Raw genomic sequence first — 24965 nt, forward strand, 5'->3', positions numbered from 1 at the left:
CGCCATGAATCGCTACCTGCTCGGCCGGCTCTGGCAGTCGCTCGTCACGTTGCTGCTGGCAACGATCGTGGTCTTCCTCGGGGTCCGGGCGCTGCCCGGCGACCCGGCGCTCGCGCTGGCCGGGGAGGACCGCGATCCGGAGTCGCTGCGCGCGATCCGCGAGCAGTACGGGCTGGACGACTCGCTGATCGTGCAGTTCTGGCAGTTCGTCAGCCACGCCCTCCGGGGTGACCTCGGGGTGTCGATCAGAACGGGTGAGAGCGTTGTCTCGATGCTCAAGAGCGCGCTCCCGGTGACGATGGAGTTGTCCGCGCTGGCGATCCTGGTCGCCAGCGTGCTCGGAGTCGGCGCCGGAGTGGTCGCGGCCGTACGCCGGGGCCGCCCGGCCGAGTGGGCCGCCAACGCCCTGGCGCTGCTCGGGCTGTCGGTGCCGAACTTCTGGCTCGGCCTGATGGCGATCCTGTACCTGTCGGTGGCGCTGGGCCTGTTCCCGGCCTCGGGCTTCGTGCCGTTCTTCACCGATCCGATCGCCAACCTGCACCACCTGGTTCTGCCAGCGCTGATCCTCGGCACGGGTCTCGCCGCGGTGATCATGCGCCAGACCCGGTCCTCGATGCTGGACGCGCTCTCCGCGGACTACATCCGGACCGCCGAGGCCAAGGGTCTGCCGTCGAGCGCGGTGATCGGCCGGCACGCGTTGCGGAACAGCCTGATCGTGGTGATCACGATCGTCGGTCTGCAACTCGGCGCCCTGATCTCCGGGGCCGTCGTGACCGAGCGGATCTTCGCGCTCCCGGGGTTTGGCAAGCTCACGGTCGACGCGGTGTTCCAGCGGGACTACCCGGTGATCCAGGCGGTCGTGCTGGTCACCGCCACGGCGTACATCGTGATCAATCTGCTGGTGGACCTGCTCTACTCGGTGATCGATCCGCGGATCCGCGTGCGAGGTGAGGTCTGATGGCCATCGCAGACGTCACTGTCACCGCCGGTATGCCGCTGGCGTCACGCCGGCGCAAGGTGCTCCGCCGGATGCTGCGCAACCCGCTGGCCATCACCGGCCTCGTCGTACTCGGGATCGCGGTTCTGCTGGCGGTGTTCGCCCCCTGGATCGCGCCGCACGAGCCGACCGAGACCCACCTGGACCTGGCGTTCGCGCCACCCGGCACTCCGGGATATCTGCTCGGCACCGACGACCTGGGCCGCGATGTCCTGTCGCGGATCATGTTCGGCCTCCGGGCGTCCCTGCACGTCGGGTTGCTCGCGGTGGCCACCTCGCTGGTGATCGGCATACCGCTCGGGCTGATGGCCGGGTACTTCCGCGCGATCGACGCGCTGATCTCGCGGTTCACCGACCTGGTGCTGGCGTTCCCGTTCCTGATCCTCGCGGTCGGGCTGGCCGCGATCCGCGGCGCGAGCCTCGGCAACGCGGCGATCGCGATCGGCATCGCGCAGATCCCCGGCGTGATCCGGATCGTCCGCTCGGAGACGTTGCGGCTGAAGTCGCTCGACTTCGTCTCGGCCGCGATCGTCGAGGGCGCCGGAGATCCCTGGGTGCTCGGCCGGCACATCCTGCCGAACGCGGCCTCGGTGATCATCGTGCAGGCGACCGTCGCCATCCCGGCGGCGATCCTGGGTGAGGCCGTGCTGTCGTTCCTCGGCCTCGGCATCCAGCCGCCCGCGCCAAGCCTCGGCACGATGCTGTCCGACGCGCAGCAGTTCGCCGCCCGCGCACCCTGGGCCGCCGTCATGCCGGGTCTGGCGATCATGCTGCTGACCCTGGCCTTCAACATCGTCGGCGACAGCCTGCGCGACGCCCTCGACCCGAAAGCGAGCCGCCGATGAGCAGCGGACCGGTACTGAAGGTCACCGACCTCTCGGTCACGTTCCGGACGGAGGACGGACCCCTGTCGGCGGTCGACCGGGTGAGCCTGGAGGTAGGCGACGGCGAGGTGCTGGCGGTGGTCGGCGAGTCAGGCTGCGGCAAAAGCGTCACAGCGATGAGCCTGGCCGGCCTCCTCCCCCGGTCGGCCACTGTCGAAGGCTCTGTCCAGCTGGACGGAGTCGAGCTCATCGGCGCGGACAAGCGCACGCTGCGGTCGATCCGCGGCCGCGAGGTGGCGTACATCTTCCAGGAGCCGATGTCCTCCCTGAACCCCGTCTTCACCGTCGGCCGCCAGATCGGCGAGGTACTGCAGGTCCACATCGGCCTGTCCCGTCTGGCGGCGCGTAGGCGAGCCGTCGAACTCCTCAAGCTGGTCGGCATCCCGTCGGCAGAGCGACGGGTCGACGACTACCCGCACCAGCTCTCCGGTGGGATGCGGCAGCGGGTGATGATCGCCATGGCCGTCGCGTGCGACCCGAAGGTGCTCATCGCCGACGAGCCGACCACGGCGCTCGACGTGACGATCCAGGCCGGCATCCTCGACGTACTGCGGGCGCTCCGCGAGCGGCTCGGCACCAGCGTCGTACTGATCACCCACGACCTCGGCGTGGTTGCCGACCTGGCCGACCGGGTGGCGGTGATGTACGCCGGTCGCGTGGTCGAGACGGCCGACGTCCACGAGTTGTTCGCCCGGCCCCAGCATCCGTACACGTCCGGGTTGCTGGCCGCCTCACCGTCTGCCGGGAGGCATGCGGGCACTCATCGGCTCAACGAGATCCCCGGCCTGGTCCCTGTGCTGGCGGCACAACCCGACGCCTGTACGTTCGCCGACCGCTGCCCCCAAGCCCTGGACATCTGTACTGCGAAGCAACCCGTCCTGGAACCGGGGGGTCACCAAGTGGCCTGCTGGAATCCCGTGCGAGAACCGGTGGAGGTCTGATGACCGAGTACGCGCTCGAGCTCGAGAACCTCGTCATGCATTTCGGCGCGGTCCGTGCCGTCGACGGTGTCTCGCTGCAGATCCCCAAGGGCTCGGTGGTGGCGCTGGTCGGCGAGAGTGGCTCAGGCAAGTCCACTGTCGGCCGGTGCATCGTGCGTCTGCTGGAACCGACCGAGGGCACGGTCCGCCTAGCGGATGCCGACATCACCCACCTCAACCGCCGCAGGCTGCGTCCACACCGCCGGGATGTGTCCATCGTCTTCCAGGACCCGGCCGGCTCGCTGGACCCGCGTTTGACCGTGGGCGACATCGTCGGCGAACCACTACGGCTGATGCGCCGTCGCGGTGACCTTCCCGCAGAGCAGCGGGACATCTCGTCGGCAGTGGCCGAATCGCTCCGCCGGGTGGGCCTGCGCCCGGAGGTGGCCCAGCGGTCGCCGCACGAGCTGTCCGGTGGCCAACGGCAACGAGTCAGCATCGCCCGGGCGCTGATCTCGTCCCCACGACTCCTGGTCGCGGACGAGCCGACCAGTGCGCTCGACGTGTCGGTGCAGGCGTCCGTGCTCAACCTGCTGGCAGATCTGCAGCGGGACCTCGGCTTCGCCTGCCTGTTCATCACCCATGACCTCTCGGCCGTCGAGTACCTGGCCGATGAGGTCGCGGTGATGTATCTGGGCCAGCTGGTCGAGCAAGGCCCGCGCGAGCGGATCTTCGGAGTACCGGCTCATCCCTACACGCAGGCGTTGCTGTCGGCGGCGCCGGTGCCGGATCCGTCGACGCAACGCTCCAGGCGACCGGTACTGCTCGGTGACGACCTGCCGTCGGCCATCGACCCGCCGCCGGGCTGCCGGTTCCACACCCGCTGCCCGGTGGCTGTGGAACGCTGCAAGACCGAGGTGCCGGAGTCCCGCGTGATCGGCGAGGACGGGCACCGCGTCGCCTGCCACCTGGTGAACGACGACGGCACCGGCCCGGACGTCCGTGACCTACCCACTGCGACTGCCTCTCCGACCGATACGACAACACCAGAACCGAAGTCCGATGGCGCCACTGAAGTGACCACGGCAAGAGGAGCTGCTCGATGACCTTCACGACCCGGCCTACCCTGCGCGGCACGTTCGGGATGGTGTCGTCCACGCACTGGCTCGCGTCCCAGTCGGCGATGCGGATCCTCGAGCTCGGGGGCAACGCCTTCGACGCCGCGGCGACCGCGGGGTTCGTGCTGCATGTGGTCGAGCCGCATCTGAACGGCCCGGGCGGCGAGGTCCCGGCGATCATCGCGACAGCGGCCGACCCGACGCCGCGCGTGCTTGCTGGCCAGGGAGTCGCTCCCGCCGGTGCCACGATCGAACACTTCCGCTCCCTCGGGCTGTCGCTCATCCCGGGCTCCGGGCCGCTTGCGGCCGCAGTACCGGGCGCTGTCGACGCGTGGTTGTTGTTGCTGCGTGACCACGGCAGCCTGCCGCTGCGGACTCTGCTGGAGCCTGCGATCGGCTACGCACGCAACGGCCACCCGCTCGTCGCCCGGGTCGGCGACACGGTCAGGACCGTCCAGGACCTGTTCACCAATCACTGGCAGACCTCTGCCGAGCTCTGGTTGCAGGGAGGCACGCCGCCAAGTGCCAACAAGCTGTTCCGCAACCCGGCCTACGCCGACACGCTCGAGCGAATCCTGACCACGGCCGAAGGAGCCGGGCCGGATCGCGTCGCGCAGGTTGAGCGGGCTCGCACCACCTGGCGGGAGGGCTTCGTCGCCGAGGCGGTCGACAAGTTCGCACGGCTGCCGCACCGGGACTCCAGTGGCGAGGACCACGCCGGCCTGATCACGGGTGACGACATGGCGTCGTTCCATGCGAGCTGGGAGGAGCCTGCGACTCTCGACTGGCAAGGTCATACCGTCGCCAAGACCGGTCCGTGGGGCCAGGGCCCGGCGCTGCTCCAGTCGCTGGCCGTGCTGGCCGAGCTCGGTGATCCGGCCTCGCTGGATCTCACCAGCGCTGAGGCGGTCCACACGACCACGGAGGTCACGAAGCTCTCGTATGCCGATCGCGAGGCCTGGTACGGCGACGGCGCGGACGTGCCAATGAAGACCCTGCTCTCCCCCGCGTACGCCGCGCAGCGGGCTCGCCTGATCGGTCCGGACGCCACCCTCGAGCTGCGTCCCGGCAGCCCGGACGGGCGGCAGCCGCACCTGCCGTCGATTGCCTCCGGCAACAACCAGGGCGACGCGACGACCGGTGAGCCGACGGTGTCGTCCGACGGTGTGACCCGCGGCGACACCTGCCACGTCGACGTCATGGACCAGTGGGGCAACGTCATCTCCGCGACCCCGAGCGGTGGCTGGTTGCAGTCGTCCCCGACGATCCCGGAGCTCGGGTTCTGCCTCGGCAGCCGATTGCAGATGCTCTGGCTGGAGGAACGGGTCGCGTCCTCGCTCGCGCCGGGGCTGCGCCCGCGGACCACGCTGACGCCGACGCTGGTACTGCGTGACGGAGTGCCGGTGCTCGCATGTGGTTCACCGGGTGGCGACCAGCAGGACCAGTGGCAACTGCTCTTCCTGCTGCGGAATCTCGTCGGCGGGCAGGACCTGCAGGAGGCGATCGACGCACCCGCCTGGCACACCACGGGCTTCCCGTCGTCGTTCTACCCGCGGGCGGTCGAGCCCGGCAGCCTGGTGATGGAGAGCCGCCTGGGGACCGCAGTACGGGACGACCTGGTACGCCGTGGGCATGTGGTGACCGAGGCGGATCCGTGGAGCCTCGGGCGGCTCTGCGCGGTCAGCCGCGAGGCGGACGGCGTACTCGCCGCGGGGGCGAACCCCCGAGGTATGCAGGGCTACGCCACCGGCCGCTAGCGATCACGTCAGGCGGTCGCCTGCTGGCGCTGCTGGCGGTCAGTCCGGGTGCAGTGCGGCTGTGGCGGCTGCCTCTACGTGGAGGCGGGCCGCCTCGGCCGCGGCTTCTCTGTCGCCGGCGGCGATCGCGTCGACCACGCGGATGTGCTCCTCCCAGGAGTGCGGCGCCCGCTGGGCCGCACCGAGCCGGAACACCCAGTGCACGTGGTGGTACATCGCGGCGGACAGCGACGTGAGCCAGCGGTTGCCGCTGATCTCGATCACGGCCAGGTGGAGTGCGCTGTTCAGCTCGGCCACCTGGTCGAAGTCCTTGGCCTCGGTCGCCGCGCTGGCTTCCTCGAGCAACCGGCGCAAGCGGGCGACGTCCTGCTCAGTGGCCCGCTCGGCAGCCAGCCCGGCCGCCAGTGTCTCCAACTGCTGGCGCACAGCGAACAGGTCCCGGATCGCCGTCTCGTCCAGGGTCGCGACCACCGCGCCTCGGCGCGGCAGGATCTGCACGAACCCCTCGGTCTCCACCACCCGCAGCGCCTCGCGCACCGGGTTGCGGGACACGCCGAAGTCCTCGGCCAGCCTGTTCTCCGTCAGCCGCTCACCCTGCGCGTAGTCCCCGTCGACGATGCGCCGGCGCAGTTCACTGAGGACCTGATCCCGCAGCGCCAGGTGGTCACCACCGATCGTCCGCGCCTGGTCTCCCCCGTACTGCTGATCCACCCCGAGCTCCCCTCTCACCTGAACCTGCCCCGCATCCCGCTGGACCGCAGTACCGCCGCACGGTTCCGCAGCACACTACCCGGCCGCGGAGCCGCGATCGACGGAAACCCGGTTGCCCGGATCGGACCGGGTTGGCTACGTTGCGGGCTTGTCCATCCACCTCACACCGCTGACCGATCCCGACTACCGGCCGTTCAGCCGACGGATCGCCTGGCTCGCCTCGGACGCCGACGGCAACCCGGTCGGCTCGGCGTACCTCCGGCTGATCAGCAAGGGGACCCAGGAGCACCTGACCGAGCTCGAACTGGCGGTCCACCCGGCCGAGCGCCGCAAGGGCATCGGCTCCCGGCTGCTCGCCGCCGTGACCGAGGCAGCCCGGGACAACGACGCCCGCATCGTCCTCGCGGACGCCACGGCCGGTACGCCGGGCGACCACTTCCTGGCGAGCCACGGCTTCACCGTCGGACTCACCCTGTACTTCGCGAGGTTGCCCGTCGCCGGGATCGACGACGAAGTACTGGCTTCCGCGCTCGAGGCGGATCACCCCGGGTACAGGCTGGGGTCGTGGCTCGGCGTGGTCCCCGACCAGCTCGCGGAGACCTTCGCGCAGGCGCGGTCCGCGATGGACGACGCGCCCGTCGGGGACATCGACTACGGTACCGAGACCTGGGACGTCGAACGCACCCGGTATGTCGCGCGCGTTGTCGAAGAGCGCGGCGACCACCTGTGGACAGTAGCCGCCGTCGAGGAGGCAAGCGGCCAGATCGTGGGCTTCACCGAACTGGTGGTCCCCGGCGCCGGCAAGGGCGACGCGCAGCACTACGGCACCGCGGTACTGCCCGAGCACCGCGGGCGCGGCCTGGCCCGCTGGATCAAGGCCGAGTCGATCCGCCAGGCCCGCGACCACTACCCCGACCTAGCCGGCCTCCTCACCGACATGGCCGACACCAACACCGCCATGCGCCACCTCAACAACACCCTCGGCTACCGCACCACCCACCAGGTCCACCGCTACCGCCTGGAGCTCACAGCGACCCCGCCAGCCGGTACAGCACGAGCGATCCCGCCACCGCCACGTTGAGGCTCGCACCGGTGCCGATCATGGGGATCTCCACCACGACATCAAGCTGATCGAGCGCCTCCGCCGGGATACCCGTGCGCTCATGCCCGAGTACTGCGATCGTGCGGTTGCGCGCCGCGGGCAGATCGGCGAGGCGGACGGCTTCGTCGGCGAGCTCGACACCCACGACCGTGGTCTCACCGCGCTTCTGGTCTGCGAGCCACTGGACCGGGTCGTGCCCGGTCCAGTGCACACAGGTCCGGCGCTTCAGCGTGTTGCCACGTGCCAGAGCTTCGGGGACCCACGGCAGCTTCGGCACTGCGAGGCAGGCGCCCACCGCATCGCAGGTGCGCAACAACGTGCCCAGGTTCGCGTTGTGCTTCGGCCACAGCGGCGCGATCAGCAGGTGGTCCCAGCAGGAGTGGGATCGCCGGCGCCGTTGCCGCTTCAGGTCCTTCGGGCTCCGCACCCGGACCTGCGGCGCGGTCATGCGTGGACGGGAGCAACCCTCCCGTTGAGGATCTCGTGCATGGGAAGGGTGCTTCGCGGCGCACCCGGGCCATCGACGGCAACAGAATCAACCGGCCACCAGGGTAGGGCAGATGCTCGGCGGGAGCTACTCAGGTGCCGAGGATCTTCTGTACTGCGGCGGTGGTGATCGGGTGGTAGCCCGGGCGGGCTGCGGTGAAGACCTGGAGGGCGAAGTCCTTGCCGGCGGGGGTGTCTGCCAGAGCCCGGTAGACGGGTAGGACGAGCTTCATGCGGCCTACCCGGGTCAGGAAGCTCGCGAGTTCCTCGTACGCCGTGGTGTAGGAGCTGGCGGCAACTAGGGAGTACCAGCGGCGGGCGATCTCGCCGTTCGCAGTACCGGTGAGCCCGAACTCGCGGTCGAGCTGCTCCAGTTGCTCGGCCGTCAGCACGTCCGGAGCCGCGTCCAGGAAGCGCAGCCACTCCTGCGTGGTCCACTGCTTCGCCCCGGCCGGCAGCTCACCAGTGGTCAGCCAGCGCCGGCGGAGCTCGTCGACCAGCTGGAAGCGCGCCGAATCCGCCCGCTCCGCGAACTGCGGGATCCCGGGCTGGTCCAGCCAGGCAGCGACCTCCTCAGCCGTCACCACTCCGGGATGGCGGTCGAGCAGCTGCTCCTGCAGGTGTCCGGCGAAGTCCTCCGAGTTGATGCTCCGGAAGGCGAACCGGTCGAAGTACCCGCGCAGGAACGGGTCGAACACCTCGCGGGTGAACCGATCCTCCAGCCAGGACAGGAACCACGCGCCCTTGAGCGGACCGAGCCCACTGGTCCCGTGGTACTCCGTGCCGTGGTTGAGGCCCGGCAGCTCCACCGCCTGCTCCGCGAGGGAGAGCGGGTCCAGCTTGGTCACGGTCGAGTGCTGCTTGATGGCGGTCTCCATCTCGGCCAGCTCGGTGCCGTAGACCGCCTCCACGATCCGGTTCTCCACGTAGGAGGTGAAGCCCTCGTTCAGCCAGATGTCGTCCCAGCTGTCCTGCGTGACCAGGTTGCCCGACCAGCTGTGCGCCAGCTCGTGCGCGACCACGCTGACCAGCGACTTGTCGCCGATCACCACGGTCGGGGTGGCGAACGTCATCCGCGGGTTCTCCATCCCGCCGTACGGGAACGACGGCGGCAGCACCAGGATGTCGTAGCGGCCCCAGCGGTACGGGCCGAACAGCGCCTCGGTGACCCGCATCATCTGCTCGGTGTCGGCGAACTCGGCAGCAGCCCGCTTGGCCATCTCCGGCTCGGCCCAGACGCCCGACCGGTCGCCGATCCGCTCGAAGACGAGATCACCGGCCGCGATGGCCAGCAGGTACGACGGAATCGGCTCGGGCATCACCACGTCGTACGAGCCAGTACGCCGGGATGTCGTGCCGTTGTCGGCGCTCATCAGCACCATCAGCTCGGGCGGAGCCGTCACGTGGGCGGCGTAGCTGAACCGCACGCTCGGGGTGTCCTGCACCGGCACCCAGCTCCGCGCGTGGATCGCCTGGGACTGGCTGAACATGAACGGCAGCACGCCACCCGCGGTCATGGACGGCTCCAACCACTGCAGGCCGGTCGCGGTCGGAGCAGTTCGGTAGCTGACCCGCACTCGCGCGTGCTGCTGCGTGCGGATGGTCAGCGCCGAGCCGAGCTCGTCGTCCGGCACGGACAGGCTGTACTCCAACTGCTCCCAGTCGCCGTCCGCGGCACCCTCCACTGCGCCCTCCACGGCCAGCACGGTGAGGTCCCGGGTGTCCAGCACCAGGCGGTCACCCGGGCCACTCCAGGCGAGCGTATGGGTGGCCGTGCCCGCCACCACCTTGGCGGAGAAGTCCAGGTCGAGCTCGAGCTCGAGGTGGGTGGTGCGGACCAGCGCCGGTTCGGCGTAGGAGTGGCGGTCGTGCGTCACAGAAGCTCCCATGGATGAGGTCGTTCGCAGGACAGTACCCAGCGAATCGGCCGATGACGCGGCCGATTAGAGCCACGGGCAGCACCGTGCCAAACCGGTTCACCCTTTGGGCCGCCCGGCACCATGGAGGCATGCGGGCCGCCGGACTGTCGCTGGCCGTGCTGCTGGCGCTGGCAACAGCCGCTTGTGACAGCAGCACCTCCACACCTGCCCCCAGCCCGACCACTTCGAGCCCGACTGCTGCTCCCCCGCATTCGAGTGCGACGCCTAGTCCGCCTACAACGCCTGGCGGGACGCCAACCTCAAGTCCACCTTCGCGGGCCTTCGACGCCATTGCCGCGACAGCAACCGTCCGCTATCTCGCCGGCGAACTGGGCCCGCGCGAAGCCACCAGTACTGCGTACCGCCGGGCGCTGGCGTGGTTGGGAACCAGGTTCGAGGCCGCCGGCTATCAGGTCAAGCGGCAGGCATTGCAGGTTCCTGCAGGTAACTCCTGGGGTGTTCCCGTCCGAGCCGGCACCACCTGGAACCTGATCGCCACCAAGCCCGGCTTCGACCCGACCGCGCCACATCGGATCGTCGGCGCTCACCTGGACACCGTGCCCCAGGCGCCGGGCGCAGAAGACAACGCCTCCGGCATCGCGGTTCTCCTAGGTACTGCGGAAAGCCTGCCCGCGCCGAAGCTGCCCACGGCGTTCATCGCCTTCGGAGCCGAGGAGCCACGCGGCGATGGCGACAACCGGCACCACTACGGCTCGCGCGCCTATGTGGCGTCCCTGCCCGCCGCCCAGCGGAGGGCACTGCGCGGCATGGTCTCGCTCGACCGAGTAGGTGTGGGCTCGGTGGTACCGGTGTGTACGGCGACCGCTGGGCAGGTGACGCTGCAGCGGGAGGTGCGTGCGGCGGCTGCCCGAGCCCGGGTGCCGACCCGCTCCTGCGTCAACAGATCCAGTGATCACTGGTCGTTCGTCCGCTCGGGAATGCCCGGGGTGAGGTTGGGCAGCACGCCGTACGCGGAGTACCACAGCGCGCGGGACCTGCCGCCCGTAGTACAGGCTGCTCAGCTCGGCCGGATGGGCCGGGTGCTCGCCGGCTGGCTGCAGAGCTGACCACGCGCGAGAGTCAGGCGTTGCGGATGTCGGCCAGGATCTGCTCGGCGCGGGTCCCGCTGACGACGCGCGGGCTGAAGTCGGCACCGATCACGTACGGCGTGAGGCGGGCGGCCTTGAGGGTCTTGCCCCAGTAGGTGAGCTCGAGCAGCACGCCTTCCTGGGTCTGCTGGGAGAAGTCCATGTCGAAGACCAGGTTGCCCAGCGAGTGCGCGATCAGCTTGTTCGGCGGGTACTCGACTGCCTGCACCCAGTGCGGGTGGCCACCGATCACCAGGTCGGCACCGGCCTGGGTGAGGGCCGTGGCGACAGTGCGCTGGGCAGGGACGGGCTTGTGCGTGTACTGCTGGCCCCAGTGCGGCAGCACGACGACGACGTCGGCCGCGGCCCGCAGCGCCTTGATCTGGCGGGTGAGAACACCCAGATCCACCTGGTTGAGGGGCCCTGTCCGCGGCGGCATCCGCACCGAGAACGCCCCCGGTGCCGTCGCCGTCGCGCGCGGAGTCTCGCCGATGGCATTGAAGGCCAGGAAGCCGAAGCGCACGCCGCCCCGGGTCACGACGACCGGGCGGCTCGCCTCGGAAAGGTTGCGTCCGGCACCTACCGGCTGGATGCCGCTCGCCCGGACCCGTTGGACCGTGTCGAGCAGAGCCTGGTTCTCGAAGTCGCCGGTGTGGTTGTTCGCCAGCGACAGCACGTCGACGCCGACGGCTCGCAGCCCGGCGATCACCCCGGGCGGCGCGGCGAAGGAATCGCCACCCTGCTGGGGTCTGCCTGCTCGGGAGAGCGTGCTCTCGAGGTTCACCACGGTGAGATCCGCGGCGGCCAGGCGAGGGCCGATCGCGCGAAGCGGTCTGGAGACGTCCCCGGTCCGCGCCGCCGCGGTCGCCACCCGTCGGCCCAGCATGACGTCACCACCCACGGTCAGATCGATGACCTGAGCGGCGGGAGTCGGCCCCGCAGTACGGAGTGCATAGCGGTCCGGGGCGCTGAAGGGGTCGACTCCAGCCACCGTCAGGGCTCGGACGCTTGGGCCGACCTTCGACGCCGGAGCCAACGCGAGCGCGTTGGGATCGCGCTCCACCAGGCGGAGCGAACTGACCACCCGGAATCCCCGCCACGACTTGGCACCTGAGGCGAGAGCACGGGCAGCGGCCAGATCCACGTCCTGAGCCGCCCGCGTGGCATTCACCGCCACAACGAGAGGCTCGGTCTGAGCAGCGGTCGTCGGCCGTCCAGCACTCGCACTCGGCGCCGGGGACGAGGGCGAGACCGTGGCCGGCGGACCCGATTCCGGTGGCTTGGTGGGCGGCGCAGTACTCGAGCCCGTGGACGAGCAGGCGGCGAGCACCGAGGAGCAGGCCGCGACCAGTATCGGGACAGCCACCACGCTCAATCGACTCCGACCCACCACCCCAACCAAGGTAATCGCCTCACCAAGCCCCACCTCGCCACCTGGAAACCGATGGGCACCGACCAGGTCACCGTGCGCGGCCGCACCCAACCCACCCACCTGGCCGTACCGTCCAGCTAGCCGCGCCTAGCCAGGAAGTCGTCCAGCAATGCCGCTCCGTGCAGCATCGCGCGGCCGCGGCGATCGTGGGCGGCGCGACGCTCGGCCACGGCCGACCGCAACGCCTCGGTGCTCCCGGTCCGGCGCAAACCCTCCAGCACCGGACGGATCTGCTCGAAGCCGTACCGCCCCTGCCGCAGCATGTTGATGATCCGCGCATCCCGCACCTGCAACGGCCCGTATCGCCTGTACTTCGTACCGGGCTCCCGCTCCGGCGACAACAACTCAGCCGCCTCCCATACCCGCAGCGTCGACGTCTTCACACCAAGCTGCGCAGCGAGTTCACCAACGAGCAACGGCCCAGGCACCGCCCTAGGCTCGTCCAGGAACTCCTCCGCAGCCGCCCCCAGCGCCTCACTCGCCGCATCCGTAGCAAGCCTCTGCTCGTGCAACCCGGCGTGGCCCGCATCGATGAGCCGGAGCGCGGTCGCCTCGTCCCCCTCGTGAGCGGCCCGCATGATCGCGGTCGACACCTCAGCGCCGAACCCCGGCGCCAGCGCGCGATACGTCAGCAGGGCATGCAGATGCTCGTCGCCGTACTGCCGGTACCCCGACTCCGTCCGCGGCGCGGCAGGCAAGATCCCTGCCGCCTCGTAGTTCCGAACGGCCTGGGTCGACACCCTCGCTTCCCTGGCGAGGTCCACCGGGCGCAGACTCACCACCAAGCTCCCTTCACCGGCCCTCGGACTCCGACCAACCGGTTGAGACGCTACCGACCGGCTCAGCGGCCGCCGGCGACGTCGACCATCGATCCGGTCATGTAGGAGGCGCGATCGGACGCGAGGAATGCGATCAGCGCCGCGACCTCCTCGACCTTGCCCGGACGTCCGAGCGGCGGGGTGGTGCCGATCCGCTCCAACCGGCCTTCCTCGTGGATGTCCGTCTCGATCAGCCCGGGCCTGATCCCGAGCACCCGAATGCCTTCCTTCGCGACCTCGTTCGCCAGACCGACGGTCAACGTGTCCACCGCGGCCTTGCTGCTCGCGTAGTCGACGTACTCCCCGGCAGACCCGAGCACCGCCCCGCGGGACGACACGTTGACGATCACCCCGCCCTGCCCACCTCGCTCGGTCGACATCCGCCGTACGGCGGCGCCCGCGACCAGGAACGCGCCGATCGTGTTGATCCGGAACACCTGCTCCAAGCGCGCGACGTCGTAGTCGGCGACCCGGCCGGATGGCGACACCACGCCGGCATTGTTGATCACGGCACCGATCTGCCCGAGCTCCGCGGTCACCGCGTCGAAGAGCCGCTCGATGTCGTCCGCCTCCGCCACATCGGCCTGTACTGCGACCGCCCGCCGCCCGAGCTTCTCGCAAGCCGCGACCACCTGGTCCGCTTCGTCGGAACGCGTCCGGTAGTTCACCCCGACGTCCCAGCCGTCCTCGGCCAGCGCGACCGCCGCCGCGGCGCCGATCCCCCGGCTCCCACCAGTGATCAAGGCCGTCCCCCGCCTGGCCGCTGTCCCAGTCGTACGCCCAGTCATCCGCTCACTCACGCCCTCTGCCACGCCCTCTGTCATGCGCTCTGTCATGCGCTCAGTCATGCGCTCAGCCTGCCATGGGCTCGACTGGTCAGCTCGGCCGCTTGTCCAGGCCGACCTGGACCTCGCTGTCGGTGAAGCCGAGCGCGCGGTACAGCCGGATCGCCAGGTAGTCCGGATCCGCCACCATCACCAACGTGTGCGCCCGCATCTCGTCCAGCCCGTACCGCGACGCCTGGTGGACGAGGGTGCTGGCGATCCCGCGACCGCGGTAGTCCTCATGGGTCTGCACATTCTGGAAGCGGGCAACCCCCGAGCCGTCGGAGACGAGGCCGAGCGACGCCCGCAACCGCTCCCCGTCGAAGGCGCCGAACCACTGCGCGTGCCCGGCCTCGACGAGACTGCGTTCCGCCTCGGTCTTGCGCCGGTTGAACTCCTCGTACCCCTCGAGGTCCATCGAGTTGACCGCCAGGCTCAGCCCGACGAGCTGCTCCCAGTCGTCGTCACTGCTCAAGAACCGGTACTGCGAATCGACGTTGGGGCGAGCCGGCTCCTTGACCTGCTTCGCCGTCATCACCGTGCTCCGGTCCGTCTCGAATCCCGCGGCCTTCAGTTCCTCCTCGGCGCCGACCAGCCCGTCGGTGGTGTCGATGCCGAAGGCACCATGTTTCGCCGCCGGGAACTCCTGCCGGAAGACCTCCAGGCGGCCGGCCAGAGCACCCGGCGCGAACGGCGTCCGGTACAGCAGGTAGTTGCCCCACCAGAAGGTCGGATTCGCCGGCGTGCGGATGACGACGTACTCACCCTTGTCGGTCACTTCGCTGCCGCTCAACTGCAAGAGCATCAGGTCGGTCCGGTAGCCGAGGCTGGTGATGTTCACGCATCCATCGTCAGGTGCTCGTCAAGGCGATTTGCGCGACGGCTTCCAGAGCGGCGGGGCGTCGCGCTGGGCGGCCGCGGCGATGTTGTGCTGCATGCCGCCGAAGACGACGCCGTGGAACGGCTTGATCGCCCACCAGTAGAGCTGCCCGGGCAGGCCGTGCGGATGGAAGAGCGCTCTCTGCCGGAAGATCGTGCGCTTCTCGTCGTCCTGGTCGACGATGAGCTCCAGCCAGGCCAGACCGGGCAGGCGCAGCTCGGCGCGCAGGCGGAGCAGCTTGAGATCCTCGATCTCCTCGACCCGCCACCAGTCCAGCGGATCACCGACCGACAGGTCGTTCGGATTCCGCCGGCCGCGGCGCAGTCCGGGACCGCCGAAGACCCGGTCGAGCACTCCCCTGGCCCACCAACCCAGACGCCACGAGTACCAGCCGTTGCCGCCACCGATCCCTTCGATCACCGACCAGAGTCGCTCGGGAGTCGTGGAGACAATGCTCTCCCGTTCGTCGACATACAGCGAGCCGCCGGACCAGTCCGGGTCGCTCGGGAACGGGTCGCTCGGTGCTCCCGGCGTCGCGGCGGAGGCCCAGGTCGTGGTGACGTCCAGGTCCTGCACGCGTTTGAGCGCCAGCTCGACTGCTCGGTCGAAGCCGGTCAACCCGGGCTGCGGATCAGCGACGTACTGGGCGATGTCGTGTTCCTTGCAGACCACTTCGTGGATCAGGCTGTCCACCAATGGGCGGGCGATGCTGCTCGGCACCGGCGTCACCAGACCGACCCAGTGGCTGGACAGCGACGGGGTCAGCAGCGGCAGGGTGACGATCCGGCGGGGCTTGAGGTTCGCGGCCGCGGCGTACCGCTGCATCATGTCGCGATACGTCATCACGTCCGGCCCGCCGATGTCGAAACCGCGGTTGACCTCGGGCGGCATCGACGCGCTGCCCACCAGATAGTGCAGGACATCCCGTACGGCGATCGGCTGGATGCGGGTGCCGAGCCACCGCGGAGTCACCATCACCGGGAGGCGATCGGTGAGGTGGCGGAGCATCTCGAACGAGGCCGAACCCGAGCCCAGGATGACCGCGGCACGCAGTACGGTCGTCGGCACTCCGGAGGCGAGCAGGATCTCGCCGACCTCGCGGCGGGAATCCAGGTGCGGCGACAACTCCTCGTCCGCGGGGTAGAGCCCGCCGAGGTAGACGATCCGGCCCACGCCGGCGTCTCGCGCGGCCGCGCCGAACGTCAGCGCAGTATGCCGGTCGCGTGACTCGAACCGCTTGCCGGTGCCGAGAGCGTGGATCAGGTAGTAGGCGACGTCCACGCCTTCGAGGGCTGCGTCCAGCTGATGCCGGTCGCCTGCATCGGCCTCGACCACCTCGACGTCGTCGTACCAGTCGCGGTCCTGCAGCCGCCGGGGGTTCCTCGCCATCGCCCGCACTCGGTAGCCGGACTTCAAGAGCTCAGGCACCAGCCGCCCACCGATGTACCCGGTAACACCCGTGACCAGAACCAGTTTGTTGTCCATAGACCGGCTCCAGTACCCCGCTCGTGGAAAACCGACTCAGAACACGCCGGGAACCTATGCAAGCCCACCTCCTGCCCTCCCACCTCCTGCCCTCACCCCCACTTGCTGCTCTTCCACCTGCTGCCCTCCCGCCTCACCGCCTCGCTGCCTCGCACCTCGCACTGGCACTCGGCATTGACATGCAACCTCGCGGCTGCCTATGGTGTTCATGCAGCCACAGGGTTGCATGAATGAGTGGAGTGCGATGGATGACGAGGTGTTCCGGGCGCTGGGTGATCCCAGCCGGCGGCTCCTGCTGGACCGCTTGAACCAGCGGAACGGGCAGACGCTGACGGAGCTCTGCGCGGACCTGGACATCACCCGGCAGTCGGTCAGCAAGCATCTGGCCGTCCTCGAGGGCGCCAATCTGGTGACCGTCGTCTGGCACGGCCGGGAGAAGTTGCACTACCTGAACGCCGAGCCGATCAACGCCATCGCCGACCGGTGGATCAACCAGTACGACCGCCGGCGCGCGCATCTGTTCGCCGACCTGAAGACAGCATTGGAGCAGGAAACCGTGAGCGACAACGACTTCGTCTACACGACCTACATCAAGACCACCCCGGAGCGCCTCTGGCAGGCCCTCACCGACCCCGAGTTCACCCAGCAGTACTGGGGTGTCCAGCACGAGACCGACTGGAAGGTCGGCTCCCCGATGGCGTGGAAGCTGGGCGATGTCACCATGGCCGGCCCGGGCCAGAAGGTCCTCGAGCACGACCCGTACCGCCGGCTCGCCTTCACCTGGCACACCATCACCCCGGAGTTCGCCGCAGCCGTCGAGATGAGCGACGAACTCCTGGCCAAGACGAGCAGCGAGCCGCTCTCACGGGTCAGCTTCGACCTCGAACCGGACGACGACCAGGTTCGGCTCACCGTCATCCACACCGGCTTCGAACCGGGCAGCGAGATCCGCGCGATGATCACCGACGGCTGGACCCGCCTCCTGTCCGACCTCAAGTCCTTCACCGAAACCGCCCCCGCCCTCAACCCCACCCCCGCGGCCACGCCCTAGCGCGGGGTGGTCGGTTAGGTTGAACGGGTGGCTAGTGGGAATCGGCTGGGCGAGTATCTGCGGGCTCGGCGGGAGCTCGTTCAGCCAGAGGATGTCGGGTTGCCGTCGGGTGGGCGGCGGCGGGTGCACGGGCTGCGGCGCGAAGAACTGGCGCTCCTCGCTGGGATCAGCAGCGACTACTACATGCGTCTCGAGCAGGGGCGCGACCAGCATCCGTCCGCGCAGGTGCTCGATTCCCTGGCCAGGGTGCTTGGCCTGTCCGCGGACGCCACAGCGCATCTTCATCAGCTCGCCCAGCCGGCCAGCGGTCAGGGAATGGCGAGGAAGGCCGACGAGATCCCGGCCAGCCTCCTGCGACTGATGAACAGCTGGACGACGGAGGCCGCCTATGTGCAGGACCGTCTGTGGAACATCCTCGCCTCGAACGCCCTCGCGGTCGCCTTGTCGCCGGTCTACGCACCGGGCAGCAATCCCTTGCGGGCGGTCTTTCTGGACCCGGACCAGCGGGAGTTCCGCCGCGAGTGGGAGCAGTTGACCGCCGACGGAGTGGCCGGTCTCCGATCCCTCGCCGGCCCGAACGTCGACGACCCCGATCTCCTGGAGCTAGTCGACGAACTCTCCGCCGATAGCGAGCGCTTCCGCGAACTCTGGGACCGCCACGACATCGCCACCCGCCGAGGCGGCATCAACCGCCTCAACCATCCCGATGTGGGTCCCCTCGACCTGAACGCCGAAAAACTGGACATCACGGGCACCGAAGGCCTGACCCTCGTCATCTTCCACGCCACCCCCAACACCCCCACCGCCCAAGCCCTTGCAGCCCTGGCAAGCCGCATAAGCCCACTGGCCGCGCCGGTCGAGTAGAAACCTTGGCGGCCGGTAGCGCACACGCCAGCGGGCGCCCCGCACGGGCTGCCGCGGAGGGCACGTCAGCGGGCGTGGTTCAGGGGCGGCGGTGGAGTAGGAGGGGGAGGACTGCGCCGGCGCCGGCTTCGCGGAGTTTGGCGGTGGCTACGGTGATCGGCCATTGGGAGGAGGAGGCGTCGACGACCAGGAGGACCGAGCGCTCGGTGATTGCCTGGGCTGTCAGGTCGTCGATGGTCACGCCGTCGCGCCAGACCTTTGCTTCCTCGGCTGAGGAGAGGTCGGTGGTGAAGGCGCTCGGGTCGACGGTCAGTTCGGCCCGTTCCAGGCGGCCGATCTCGGCGAGGTGATCCGCGATCTCGGTGGTCAAGCGTCGGTAGCCGGCCGCAGGCAGCGTCACCACCACCTCCGGGCGCCGCGACCACGCGTCACGCCAACGCGACAAAGCTGCCACGCAGCCCGCCTTCAACGCATCCAGGCCTGCCTGGTCCTCGAGATCCGGGCTGAAGGTCGAGCGAATCACCTCGCGCCACTCGGGCGCATCGGCGTACACGATCGTGCGGCCAGGCTCGGCCATCAGGCCGGGCGGGATCTTGCCCTTCGCGCCGAACGCACCACCGGGCCACATCTTGCGCGGCTCGAGGATGTGGGTCTCGCCGCGCAGCAACCGGATGATCGCCTGCACGGTCTCCGGGTCCGGCTTCGCGCTGAGCGGGTCGGGCAGCAGGCCGAGGCAGACCGAGCAGCGTCCGCAAGGCTCGGCTGAGGGATCGTCCAGGGACTCCTGGAGCAGTTGCATGAGGCAACGTTCGCCGCGGGTGTAGGCGCGCATGATGTCGGCCTCGCGACGCCGTACCGACACGATGCCGTCGTAGTGCTCCGCGTCGAAGGTCCACTCGACCGGCGTCCGCACCCAGCCGCGCTCCACCCGCTCGACCGCACCGTCGACGGCCAGCTGCTTCAGCATCAGCTCGACCCGGCCTCGGCGCAGACCGGTCTCGGCTTCGAGCGACGGCACCGTCGCGGGTTGGTCCGGGCCGTACGCCTCCAAGCCCTGGAGCAACCGGTTCACCTGCTCAGGCACCGGGATCGTCGCGGTCGCGAAGTAGTCCCAAACTCCCGCGTCGGCATCCGACGGCAGCAACGCCACCACGGCATGGTCGATGCCACGCCCGGCGCGACCGACCTGCTGGTAGTACGAGACCGGCGAAGGCGGCGAACCGACATGCACGACGAAGCCGAGGTCAGGCTTGTCGTAGCCCATCCCCAACGCCGACGTCGCGACCAACGCCTTCAACTCGTTGTTGCGCAGTGCGTCCTCGAGTCGCTCGCGTTCGGTCGCTTCGAGACCACCCGTGTACGCCGCGACGGGTACCGCCGGGCCGTGCACCTCCTGGATAGCAGCGGCCAGTCGCTGCGCGTCGGAGACGGTCAGGGTGTAGACGATCCCGGAGCCCGGCAACTTCGGCAGATGGTCGACGACCCAGGCAAAGCGGTCCAGCGGCGACAACGCGTCCACGACAGCGAGCTGCAGACTCGACCGGGCCAGTGGTCCACGCAGAACCAGGGTCGACTCCCCCAGCTGCCGCGCGACGTCCTCGGTCACTCGCGCGTTGGCGGTCGCCGTCGTCGCGAGCACCGGGGTCTGCGGATTGAGCTTCTGCAGTACGTCAGACACGCGGCGGTAGTCGGGCCGGAAGTCGTGACCCCAGTCCGACACGGCGTGGGCCTCGTCGATCACGAGCAGGCCGATCTGCCCGGCGAGCCCGTCCAGCACGCGACGGCCGAAGCCCGGATTGGCCAGCCGCTCCGGCGAGACGAGCAGGACGTCGATGGCGCCTGAGCGGAGCGCGCTCTCGATGCTCGACCATTCGTCGACGTTGGACGAGTTCAGCGTCGCGGCGCGCAGGACGGCGCGGGCGGCGGCGGCCACCTGGTCGCGCATCAGTGAGAGCAGAGGTGACACCACGAGGGTCGGTCCCGCGCCTTCGGACCGGCGGATGGCGGTCGCCGCCCAGTAGACCGCCGACTTGCCCCAGCCAGTCGCCTGGACCACCAGCACTCTCGCGTTCGGCTCGCACAGGGCCGCTACCGCGGTCACCTGGTCGTCGCGAAGACGCGCGCCGTCGCCGGCGATCGCGCGGATCACTCCGGCCGCGGTCGTCGCCCGGTCCTCCGAGAGCTTGATGTCACCCATGCCGACGACCCTAGACGCCCGCACCCCCACTCCGCTCAACCGCACTCGGCACCTGTGGATAACCCGGCCGGACTGCCGCAGGCGCTCGGGTGGCAGGGGTTGCCCGAGTCGTCCATCAAGCGCTGGGGGCCGGGGCCCTTGCCGGCCAGGACGTCGTAGGGGTTGGCCAGGCCGCAGCGGTCGAGGGAAAGGCAGCCGCAGCCGACGCAGTCCTTGAAGTCGTCGCGGAGTTGTTCCAGCTGGACGATCCGCCGGTCGAGCTCGGCCTGCCAGCGCTCGGAGATGTGCTCCCAGTCCTGCCGTGTCGGCGTCCGGTTCCCCGGCAGCAGCGCGAGGATCCCGGCCACCTCGGCGAGCGGGATGCCGACCCGCTGCGCGATCCGGATGAGGGCGACCCGGCGGAGCGTGTCGCGCTTGTACCGGCGCTGGTTGCCCGACGTACGGCGGCTGATGATCAGGTTCTGCCGCTCGTAGAAGTGCAGCGCGGAGATCGCCACCCCGCTGCGCTCCGAGAGCTGCCCGACCGTCAGTTCACCCGGCTCGATATCCACTGGTCACCCCTCCGCTAAACCTCAACTAATGTCGAGGCTAGCCGAAGGTCCCCCGCCCGCCGCGACCGCCGTACAAGCAACGTCAGGAGCCGTTCCCAGCCGAGCGGCGGCGGTGGTTGTCGGGGGTGGGACACCAACTCGGGGCCTCGGACATGTCAGGTCTTGTTCGAGGTCCCCAGATGGTGTTCGGACCCACCACAGCTGCTCGGCCGACGAGGCACCCGGGGTGGGGCTGCGGCTGGTGGGGCGTGGCGGCTGGTGGGGGGGTGGTGGCTGGTGGGGGGGTGGTGGCTGGTGGGGGGGTGGCTGGTTGGGGGGTGGTGGCCGCGGCATACGACCTCCAGGGCCAACTGCGGGCGATCGGCCGGGTACGGGCTAGGCGGCCACGGCCAGTTTGCGGCCGACGCTGGCGGACATCAGGGCTGCGGCGGCGCACAAGCCGCCGGCCAGGTACCAGGCGAGGTTGTACGTGCCCTGCGCGTCGCGGATCGCGCCGGCGCCGGTCGCCGCGAACGCCGCACCGATCTGGTGTGACGCGAACACCCAGCCGAACACGATCGGCCCATCCACCCCGAACCACTCGCGGCACAGCGCGACGGTCGGCGGAACAGTAGCGACCCAGTCCAGCCCGTAGAAGATGATGAACACCCAGATGCTCGGCTGAGCGGACGGCCCGAGCAGCGACGGCAGCACCAGCAGCGACAGACCACGCAACGAGTAGTACGCGATCAGCAGGTAGCGGGGATCCCAGCGGTCGGTCAGCCAGCCCGACGCGATCGTGCCGCCGACGTCGAACACACCGACCAGCGCAAGCAACGAAGCGGCCGTCGTCGCGGGCATGCCGTGGTCATGGGCGGCCGTGACGAAGTGGGTTCCGATCAAGCCGTTCGTCGACGCGCCACAGATCGCGAACCCACCCGCCAGCAACCAGAACGCCGGCCGGTGCATCGCCTTCCACAACGCTGTGACCGCGCGCACCGCGCTACTGCCGGTCGTCTCGACCCGCTGCCCGGCCGTGCTGCCCTCGGGAGCCCCGTACGCCGTGAGGCCGACGTCGCTCGGGTAGTCGCGCAGGAAGAGCAGCACCAACGGGATCACCACGAGCGCGGACCCGGCAGCCACCAGCGCGGGCACTCGCCAGCCGTACGCCCCGGCGAGTGCCGCGATCAGCGGCAGGAAGATCAGCTGACCAGTCGCTCCAGCGGCAGTGAGGATGCCGGTGACGAGTCCGCGGCGGGCGACGAACCAGCGCCCGGTGATGGTCGCGACGAACGTCATCGACATCGACCCCGTACCGATGCCGACCAGCAGTCCCCAGCAGATCAGGAGTTGCCAGGACTCGGTCATGAAGACCGTCAGGCCGCTGCCGAGCGCGATCAGCAGGAGTGCTCCGCTGACTACCTGGCGCAGGCCGAGCCGGTCCATCAGGGCCGCCGCGAACGGCGAGATCAGGCCGTACAGCAGCAGGTTGATCGACACCGCCGCCGAGATCGTCGCGTGCGACCAGCCGAACTCGTCGTGCAGCGGATCGAGCAGGACGCCAGGCACGGACCGGAAGCCGGCGGCCCCGATCAGGGTGATGAAGCCGACCGCCGCGACGGGCCAGGCGCGGTGCAGCCTGACCGTCTTCTTCTCCAGGATCTGAGTCACCAGAAGAGTTTGCCGATTCCGCTGCCGCGGAAACAGTGGCCAGAACGCCACCATGTGTCAAGATATGGCCATGACCCGTCATCTGAGCCCTGTCCGGCCGCACCGGATCGCCGTTCTGGCCCTCGAACCGGTCGTCGGCTTCGACCTGACCATCCCGTCGACCGTCTTCGGCACAGCCACCCGCTCCGACGGCACTCCTTTGTACGACGTCCAGGTCTGCGGGCTGGAGGTGGCCCCGGTCCGCGTCAGCGCGGGGTACAGCCTGATCCCGCAGTACGGCATTGAGGCGCTGGCCGAGGCGGACACCGTGATCATCCCGGGCACGTACATCCCGCAGCCGCGGCACGAGGGCACCTTGCCCGACGACCTGGCCGCGGCGCTCGCCACGATCCGGCCCGGCACGCGGATCGCATCGATCTGCACTGGCGCGTTCGTGCTCGCCGCTGCCGGGTTGCTCGACGGGCGTCCGGCGACCACGCACTGGGAGCGCGCCGACATGTTCCGCGCGCTCTATCCGAAGGTGCTGCTCAACGAGGACCTCCTCTTCATCGACGACGGGGACATCATCACCTCGGCCGGACTCGCGGCAGGTGTGGATCTCTGCCTGCACCTGATCCGTCGCGACTTCGGCAGCGAGGTGGCCAACCGGGCCGCGCGACACTGCGTGGTACCGCCGTGGCGTGACGGTGGACAGTCACAGTTCATCGAGCGGGTCGTCCCGGAGGAGGGCACCGACGGCACCGCGCCGACCCGCGCCTGGGCACTGGAGCGGCTGGACGAGGAACTCAGCCTCGCCGCGATGGCCGCGCAGGCGAAGATGAGCGTCCGGACGTTCAGCCGACGGTTCAAGGCCGAGACGGGTCAGTCGCCGGGCACGTGGCTCATGCAGCAGCGCGTCCGGCACGCGTGCCACCTGCTCGAGACCACAGACCTCTCGGTCGACCGGGTCGCCGAAGCGGCCGGTCTCGGCACCGCGGCCTCGTTGCGTCATCATCTTCGCTCGGAGCTCGGCGTTTCTCCTCTCGCTTACCGCAAGACCTTCCGGGCCGGCTGATCCGGCGCGGCAGGTCCCGCGAGGTTCCTCAGACGATCGCCAGCTCGTGCGGACGCTGGTTGACGGACTCGACGCCGCCCTCGGTGACCACCACGATGTCCTCGATCCGCGCACCCCACCGGCCCGGCTGGTAGATGCCCGGCTCGACGCTGAACGCCATGCCTGGTTCGAGAATCAGCTCGTTCCCACTGATGATGTACGGCTCTTCGTGCACGTCCAGGCCGATCCCGTGACCCGTCCTGTGGATAAAGAACTCGCCGAACCCGGCGGCCTCGATCACCTCGCGCGCGGCCGCATCGATCGACTCGGCGGACACCCCCGGCCGCACCGCATCCACCGCCGCCTGCTGCGCCAGCCGCAGTACCTCGTAAGTCGCCGCGACGTCGGCGTCACGCGGTTCCCCGACCGAGTAGGTCCGGGTGGAGTCGGAGTTGTAGCCCTCGGGCAGCGGTCCACCGATGTCGACGACGACCACGTCGCCACCCTCGATCACGCGGTCCGACACGTCATGGTGCGGGCTTGCTCCGTTGGGACCGCTGGCGACGATGACGAAGTCGGCCTCGGCGTGGCCTTCCTCGACGATGGCCGCGGCGATGTCCGCACCGACTTCGGCCTCCGTCCGGCCCGCCCGCAGTAGGGCCGCGACGCGCGCGTGCACTCGGTCAATCGCCGCGCCCGCCTTGCGCAGAGCATCGACCTCGGCCGCGTCCTTCCGCATCCGCAGTTCGCGCACGATCGGCCCGGCCAGCACCTGCTCCGCCGTCGGGAGGGCTTCGCGGAGCGCGAGCACATGCAAGGCCGGGGTGAAGTCGCTCACCGCGACCCGGTCGGATCCACCGAGTCGCTGGGCGGCAGCGGCGTACGGGTCGTCGCCGTCGACCCAGGTGATCACGTCGACGCCGAGCTCATCCATCGGCACATCGGCATACCCGGGCGCTTCGAGCTTCGGTACTACGAGCGCGGGCGCGCCGTCGGCCGGGATGACGAGGGTGGTCAGCCGTTCGAAGGAGCCGCCGGCCTGGCCGAGCAGATAGCGCAGGTCCGAGCCCGGCGCGATCAGCAGGCCGGTGCCTTTGGCGGCTTCGCGAGCGCGGTCCAGCCGGGCTCGCAGTACGGCGGAATCGGGCGCGGGATGATGCAGGGATCGACGTGACATGAGGCGAGCCTAGTTCCCGCC

Annotated in this window: 22 protein-coding genes; 10 read left to right on the forward strand and 12 right to left on the reverse strand. The window is 69.6% G+C overall.

The window, feature by feature from the left end; translation table 11 throughout:
- Positions 1–4: 4 nt before the first annotated feature.
- From EV644_RS29745 to EV644_RS29765, 5 genes are read left to right on the forward strand one after another with little or no spacing between them, the layout of a single operon-like run.
- A complete protein-coding gene (locus EV644_RS29745; protein ID WP_132192284.1) occupies positions 5–958 on the forward strand; it encodes an ABC transporter permease in 954 nt (317 codons plus the stop codon).
- Positions 958–1842 (forward strand): ABC transporter permease, encoded by an 885-nt coding sequence (locus tag EV644_RS29750; RefSeq protein WP_132192285.1) that lies wholly within the window; start codon positions 958–960, stop codon positions 1840–1842. The genes EV644_RS29745 and EV644_RS29750 overlap by 1 nt, the downstream gene beginning before the upstream one ends.
- Positions 1839–2822: an ABC transporter ATP-binding protein gene (locus tag EV644_RS29755; RefSeq protein ID WP_132192286.1), complete on the forward strand. Its 984-nt coding sequence runs from the start codon at positions 1839–1841 to the stop codon at positions 2820–2822. The genes EV644_RS29750 and EV644_RS29755 overlap by 4 nt, the downstream gene beginning before the upstream one ends.
- Positions 2822–3907 carry an ABC transporter ATP-binding protein gene (locus tag EV644_RS29760; RefSeq protein WP_241998977.1) on the forward strand — a complete coding sequence of 362 codons (1086 nt, stop codon included), beginning with the start codon at positions 2822–2824 and terminating at the stop codon, positions 3905–3907. Before EV644_RS29755 ends, EV644_RS29760 begins: the two co-directional genes overlap by 1 nt.
- Positions 3904–5676 (forward strand): gamma-glutamyltransferase family protein, encoded by a 1773-nt coding sequence (locus EV644_RS29765; RefSeq protein ID WP_132192287.1) that lies wholly within the window; start codon positions 3904–3906, stop codon positions 5674–5676. The genes EV644_RS29760 and EV644_RS29765 overlap by 4 nt, the downstream gene beginning before the upstream one ends.
- A gap of 39 nt (positions 5677–5715) precedes the next feature.
- Here the strand turns inward: EV644_RS29765 and EV644_RS29770 are convergent, their stop codons facing one another.
- Positions 5716–6387: a GntR family transcriptional regulator gene (locus EV644_RS29770; RefSeq protein ID WP_158292960.1), complete on the reverse strand. Its 672-nt coding sequence runs from the start codon at positions 6385–6387 to the stop codon at positions 5716–5718.
- 148 nt (positions 6388–6535) lie between these two features.
- Between EV644_RS29770 and EV644_RS29775 the strand changes: the two genes are divergently transcribed.
- A complete protein-coding gene (locus tag EV644_RS29775; RefSeq protein ID WP_132192289.1) occupies positions 6536–7468 on the forward strand; it encodes a GNAT family N-acetyltransferase in 933 nt (310 codons plus the stop codon).
- Here the strand turns inward: EV644_RS29775 and EV644_RS29780 are convergent.
- Positions 7413–7937: a TrmH family RNA methyltransferase gene (locus tag EV644_RS29780; protein WP_132192290.1), complete on the reverse strand. Its 525-nt coding sequence runs from the start codon at positions 7935–7937 to the stop codon at positions 7413–7415. The two genes, EV644_RS29775 and EV644_RS29780, sit on opposite strands and share 56 nt — an antisense overlap.
- Before the next feature lie 130 nt (positions 7938–8067).
- Positions 8068–9852, reverse strand: a complete 1785-nt coding sequence (locus EV644_RS29785) for a M1 family metallopeptidase (protein WP_199240057.1) — start codon at positions 9850–9852, stop codon at positions 8068–8070.
- A gap of 131 nt (positions 9853–9983) precedes the next feature.
- On the opposite strand from EV644_RS29785, the gene EV644_RS29790 reads away from it, so the two are divergent.
- On the forward strand, positions 9984–10961 hold the full coding sequence (locus EV644_RS29790; protein ID WP_132192292.1) for a M28 family metallopeptidase: 978 nt from the start codon (positions 9984–9986) through the stop codon (positions 10959–10961).
- Positions 10962–10974: 13 nt separating this feature from the next.
- Here EV644_RS29790 and EV644_RS29795 read toward each other — a convergent pair whose 3' ends face one another.
- The 5 genes from EV644_RS29795 to EV644_RS29815 form a co-directional block, all read right to left on the reverse strand.
- Entirely contained in the window at positions 10975–12153 is a 1179-nt protein-coding gene (locus tag EV644_RS29795; protein ID WP_132192293.1) for a CapA family protein, read from the reverse strand.
- A gap of 338 nt (positions 12154–12491) precedes the next feature.
- Positions 12492–13193 carry a MerR family transcriptional regulator gene (locus tag EV644_RS29800; protein ID WP_132192294.1) on the reverse strand — a complete coding sequence of 234 codons (702 nt, stop codon included), beginning with the start codon at positions 13191–13193 and terminating at the stop codon, positions 12492–12494.
- Between the two features lie 62 nt (positions 13194–13255).
- On the reverse strand, positions 13256–14080 hold the full coding sequence (locus EV644_RS29805; protein ID WP_241998979.1) for an SDR family oxidoreductase: 825 nt from the start codon (positions 14078–14080) through the stop codon (positions 13256–13258).
- A gap of 28 nt (positions 14081–14108) precedes the next feature.
- Entirely contained in the window at positions 14109–14897 is a 789-nt protein-coding gene (locus EV644_RS29810; RefSeq protein WP_241998981.1) for a GNAT family N-acetyltransferase, read from the reverse strand.
- 21 nt (positions 14898–14918) lie between these two features.
- Complete coding sequence (locus tag EV644_RS29815; RefSeq protein ID WP_132192295.1) at positions 14919–16421, reverse strand: SDR family oxidoreductase; 1503 nt, start codon at positions 16419–16421, stop codon at positions 14919–14921.
- Positions 16422–16647: 226 nt separating this feature from the next.
- On the opposite strand from EV644_RS29815, the gene EV644_RS29820 reads away from it, so the two are divergent.
- Both EV644_RS29820 and EV644_RS29825 read left to right on the forward strand, forming a co-directional pair.
- The gene (locus tag EV644_RS29820) at positions 16648–17472 is read left to right on the forward strand and encodes an ArsR/SmtB family transcription factor (RefSeq protein ID WP_241998983.1); all 825 of its coding nucleotides are present in this window, start codon (positions 16648–16650) and stop codon (positions 17470–17472) included.
- Positions 17473–17499: 27 nt separating this feature from the next.
- A complete protein-coding gene (locus EV644_RS29825) occupies positions 17500–18336 on the forward strand; it encodes a helix-turn-helix transcriptional regulator (RefSeq protein WP_132192296.1) in 837 nt (278 codons plus the stop codon).
- A 79-nt stretch (positions 18337–18415) separates the two neighbouring features.
- On the opposite strand, the gene EV644_RS29830 is transcribed toward EV644_RS29825, so the two are convergent.
- From EV644_RS29830 to EV644_RS29840, 3 genes are all read right to left on the reverse strand, one after another.
- Entirely contained in the window at positions 18416–20533 is a 2118-nt protein-coding gene (locus EV644_RS29830; RefSeq protein ID WP_132192297.1) for a RecQ family ATP-dependent DNA helicase, read from the reverse strand.
- Positions 20534–20568: 35 nt separating this feature from the next.
- The gene (soxR, locus tag EV644_RS29835) at positions 20569–21084 is read right to left on the reverse strand and encodes a redox-sensitive transcriptional activator SoxR (RefSeq protein ID WP_132192298.1); all 516 of its coding nucleotides are present in this window, start codon (positions 21082–21084) and stop codon (positions 20569–20571) included.
- A 375-nt stretch (positions 21085–21459) separates the two neighbouring features.
- Positions 21460–22734: an MFS transporter gene (locus tag EV644_RS29840; protein WP_369410551.1), complete on the reverse strand. Its 1275-nt coding sequence runs from the start codon at positions 22732–22734 to the stop codon at positions 21460–21462.
- Between the two features lie 70 nt (positions 22735–22804).
- Here EV644_RS29840 and EV644_RS29845 point away from each other — a divergent pair, with 70 nt between their 5' ends.
- A complete protein-coding gene (locus EV644_RS29845; RefSeq protein ID WP_132192300.1) occupies positions 22805–23788 on the forward strand; it encodes a GlxA family transcriptional regulator in 984 nt (327 codons plus the stop codon).
- Positions 23789–23816: 28 nt separating this feature from the next.
- On the opposite strand, the gene EV644_RS29850 is transcribed toward EV644_RS29845, so the two are convergent.
- On the reverse strand, positions 23817–24944 hold the full coding sequence (locus EV644_RS29850) for a M24 family metallopeptidase (RefSeq protein WP_132192301.1): 1128 nt from the start codon (positions 24942–24944) through the stop codon (positions 23817–23819).
- Positions 24945–24965: the final 21 nt, after the last annotated feature.

It is taken from the genome of Kribbella orskensis (assembly GCF_004342085.1).
Lineage (GTDB): Bacteria > Actinomycetota > Actinomycetes > Propionibacteriales > Kribbellaceae > Kribbella > Kribbella orskensis.

Bases quoted from the DNA above. Each gene is read 5' to 3' on its own strand.
- EV644_RS29745 (WP_132192284.1), top strand. From the start codon at position 5: ATGAATCGCTACCTGCTCGGCCGGCTCTGGCAGTCGCTCGTCACGTTG.
- EV644_RS29750 (WP_132192285.1), top strand. From the start codon at position 958: ATGGCCATCGCAGACGTCACTGTCACCGCCGGTATGCCGCTGGCGTCA.
- EV644_RS29755 (WP_132192286.1), top strand. From the start codon at position 1,839: ATGAGCAGCGGACCGGTACTGAAGGTCACCGACCTCTCGGTCACGTTC.
- EV644_RS29760 (WP_241998977.1), top strand. From the start codon at position 2,822: ATGACCGAGTACGCGCTCGAGCTCGAGAACCTCGTCATGCATTTCGGC.
- EV644_RS29765 (WP_132192287.1), top strand. From the start codon at position 3,904: ATGACCTTCACGACCCGGCCTACCCTGCGCGGCACGTTCGGGATGGTG.
- EV644_RS29780 (WP_132192290.1), bottom strand. From the start codon at position 7,937: ATGACCGCGCCGCAGGTCCGGGTGCGGAGCCCGAAGGACCTGAAGCGG.
- EV644_RS29790 (WP_132192292.1), top strand. From the start codon at position 9,984: ATGCGGGCCGCCGGACTGTCGCTGGCCGTGCTGCTGGCGCTGGCAACA.
- EV644_RS29805 (WP_241998979.1), bottom strand. From the start codon at position 14,080: ATGACTGAGCGCATGACAGAGCGCATGACAGAGGGCGTGGCAGAGGGC.
- EV644_RS29815 (WP_132192295.1), bottom strand. From the start codon at position 16,421: ATGGACAACAAACTGGTTCTGGTCACGGGTGTTACCGGGTACATCGGT.
- EV644_RS29820 (WP_241998983.1), top strand. From the start codon at position 16,648: ATGAATGAGTGGAGTGCGATGGATGACGAGGTGTTCCGGGCGCTGGGT.
- EV644_RS29830 (WP_132192297.1), bottom strand. From the start codon at position 20,533: ATGGGTGACATCAAGCTCTCGGAGGACCGGGCGACGACCGCGGCCGGA.
- EV644_RS29845 (WP_132192300.1), top strand. From the start codon at position 22,805: ATGACCCGTCATCTGAGCCCTGTCCGGCCGCACCGGATCGCCGTTCTG.
- EV644_RS29850 (WP_132192301.1), bottom strand. From the start codon at position 24,944: ATGTCACGTCGATCCCTGCATCATCCCGCGCCCGATTCCGCCGTACTG.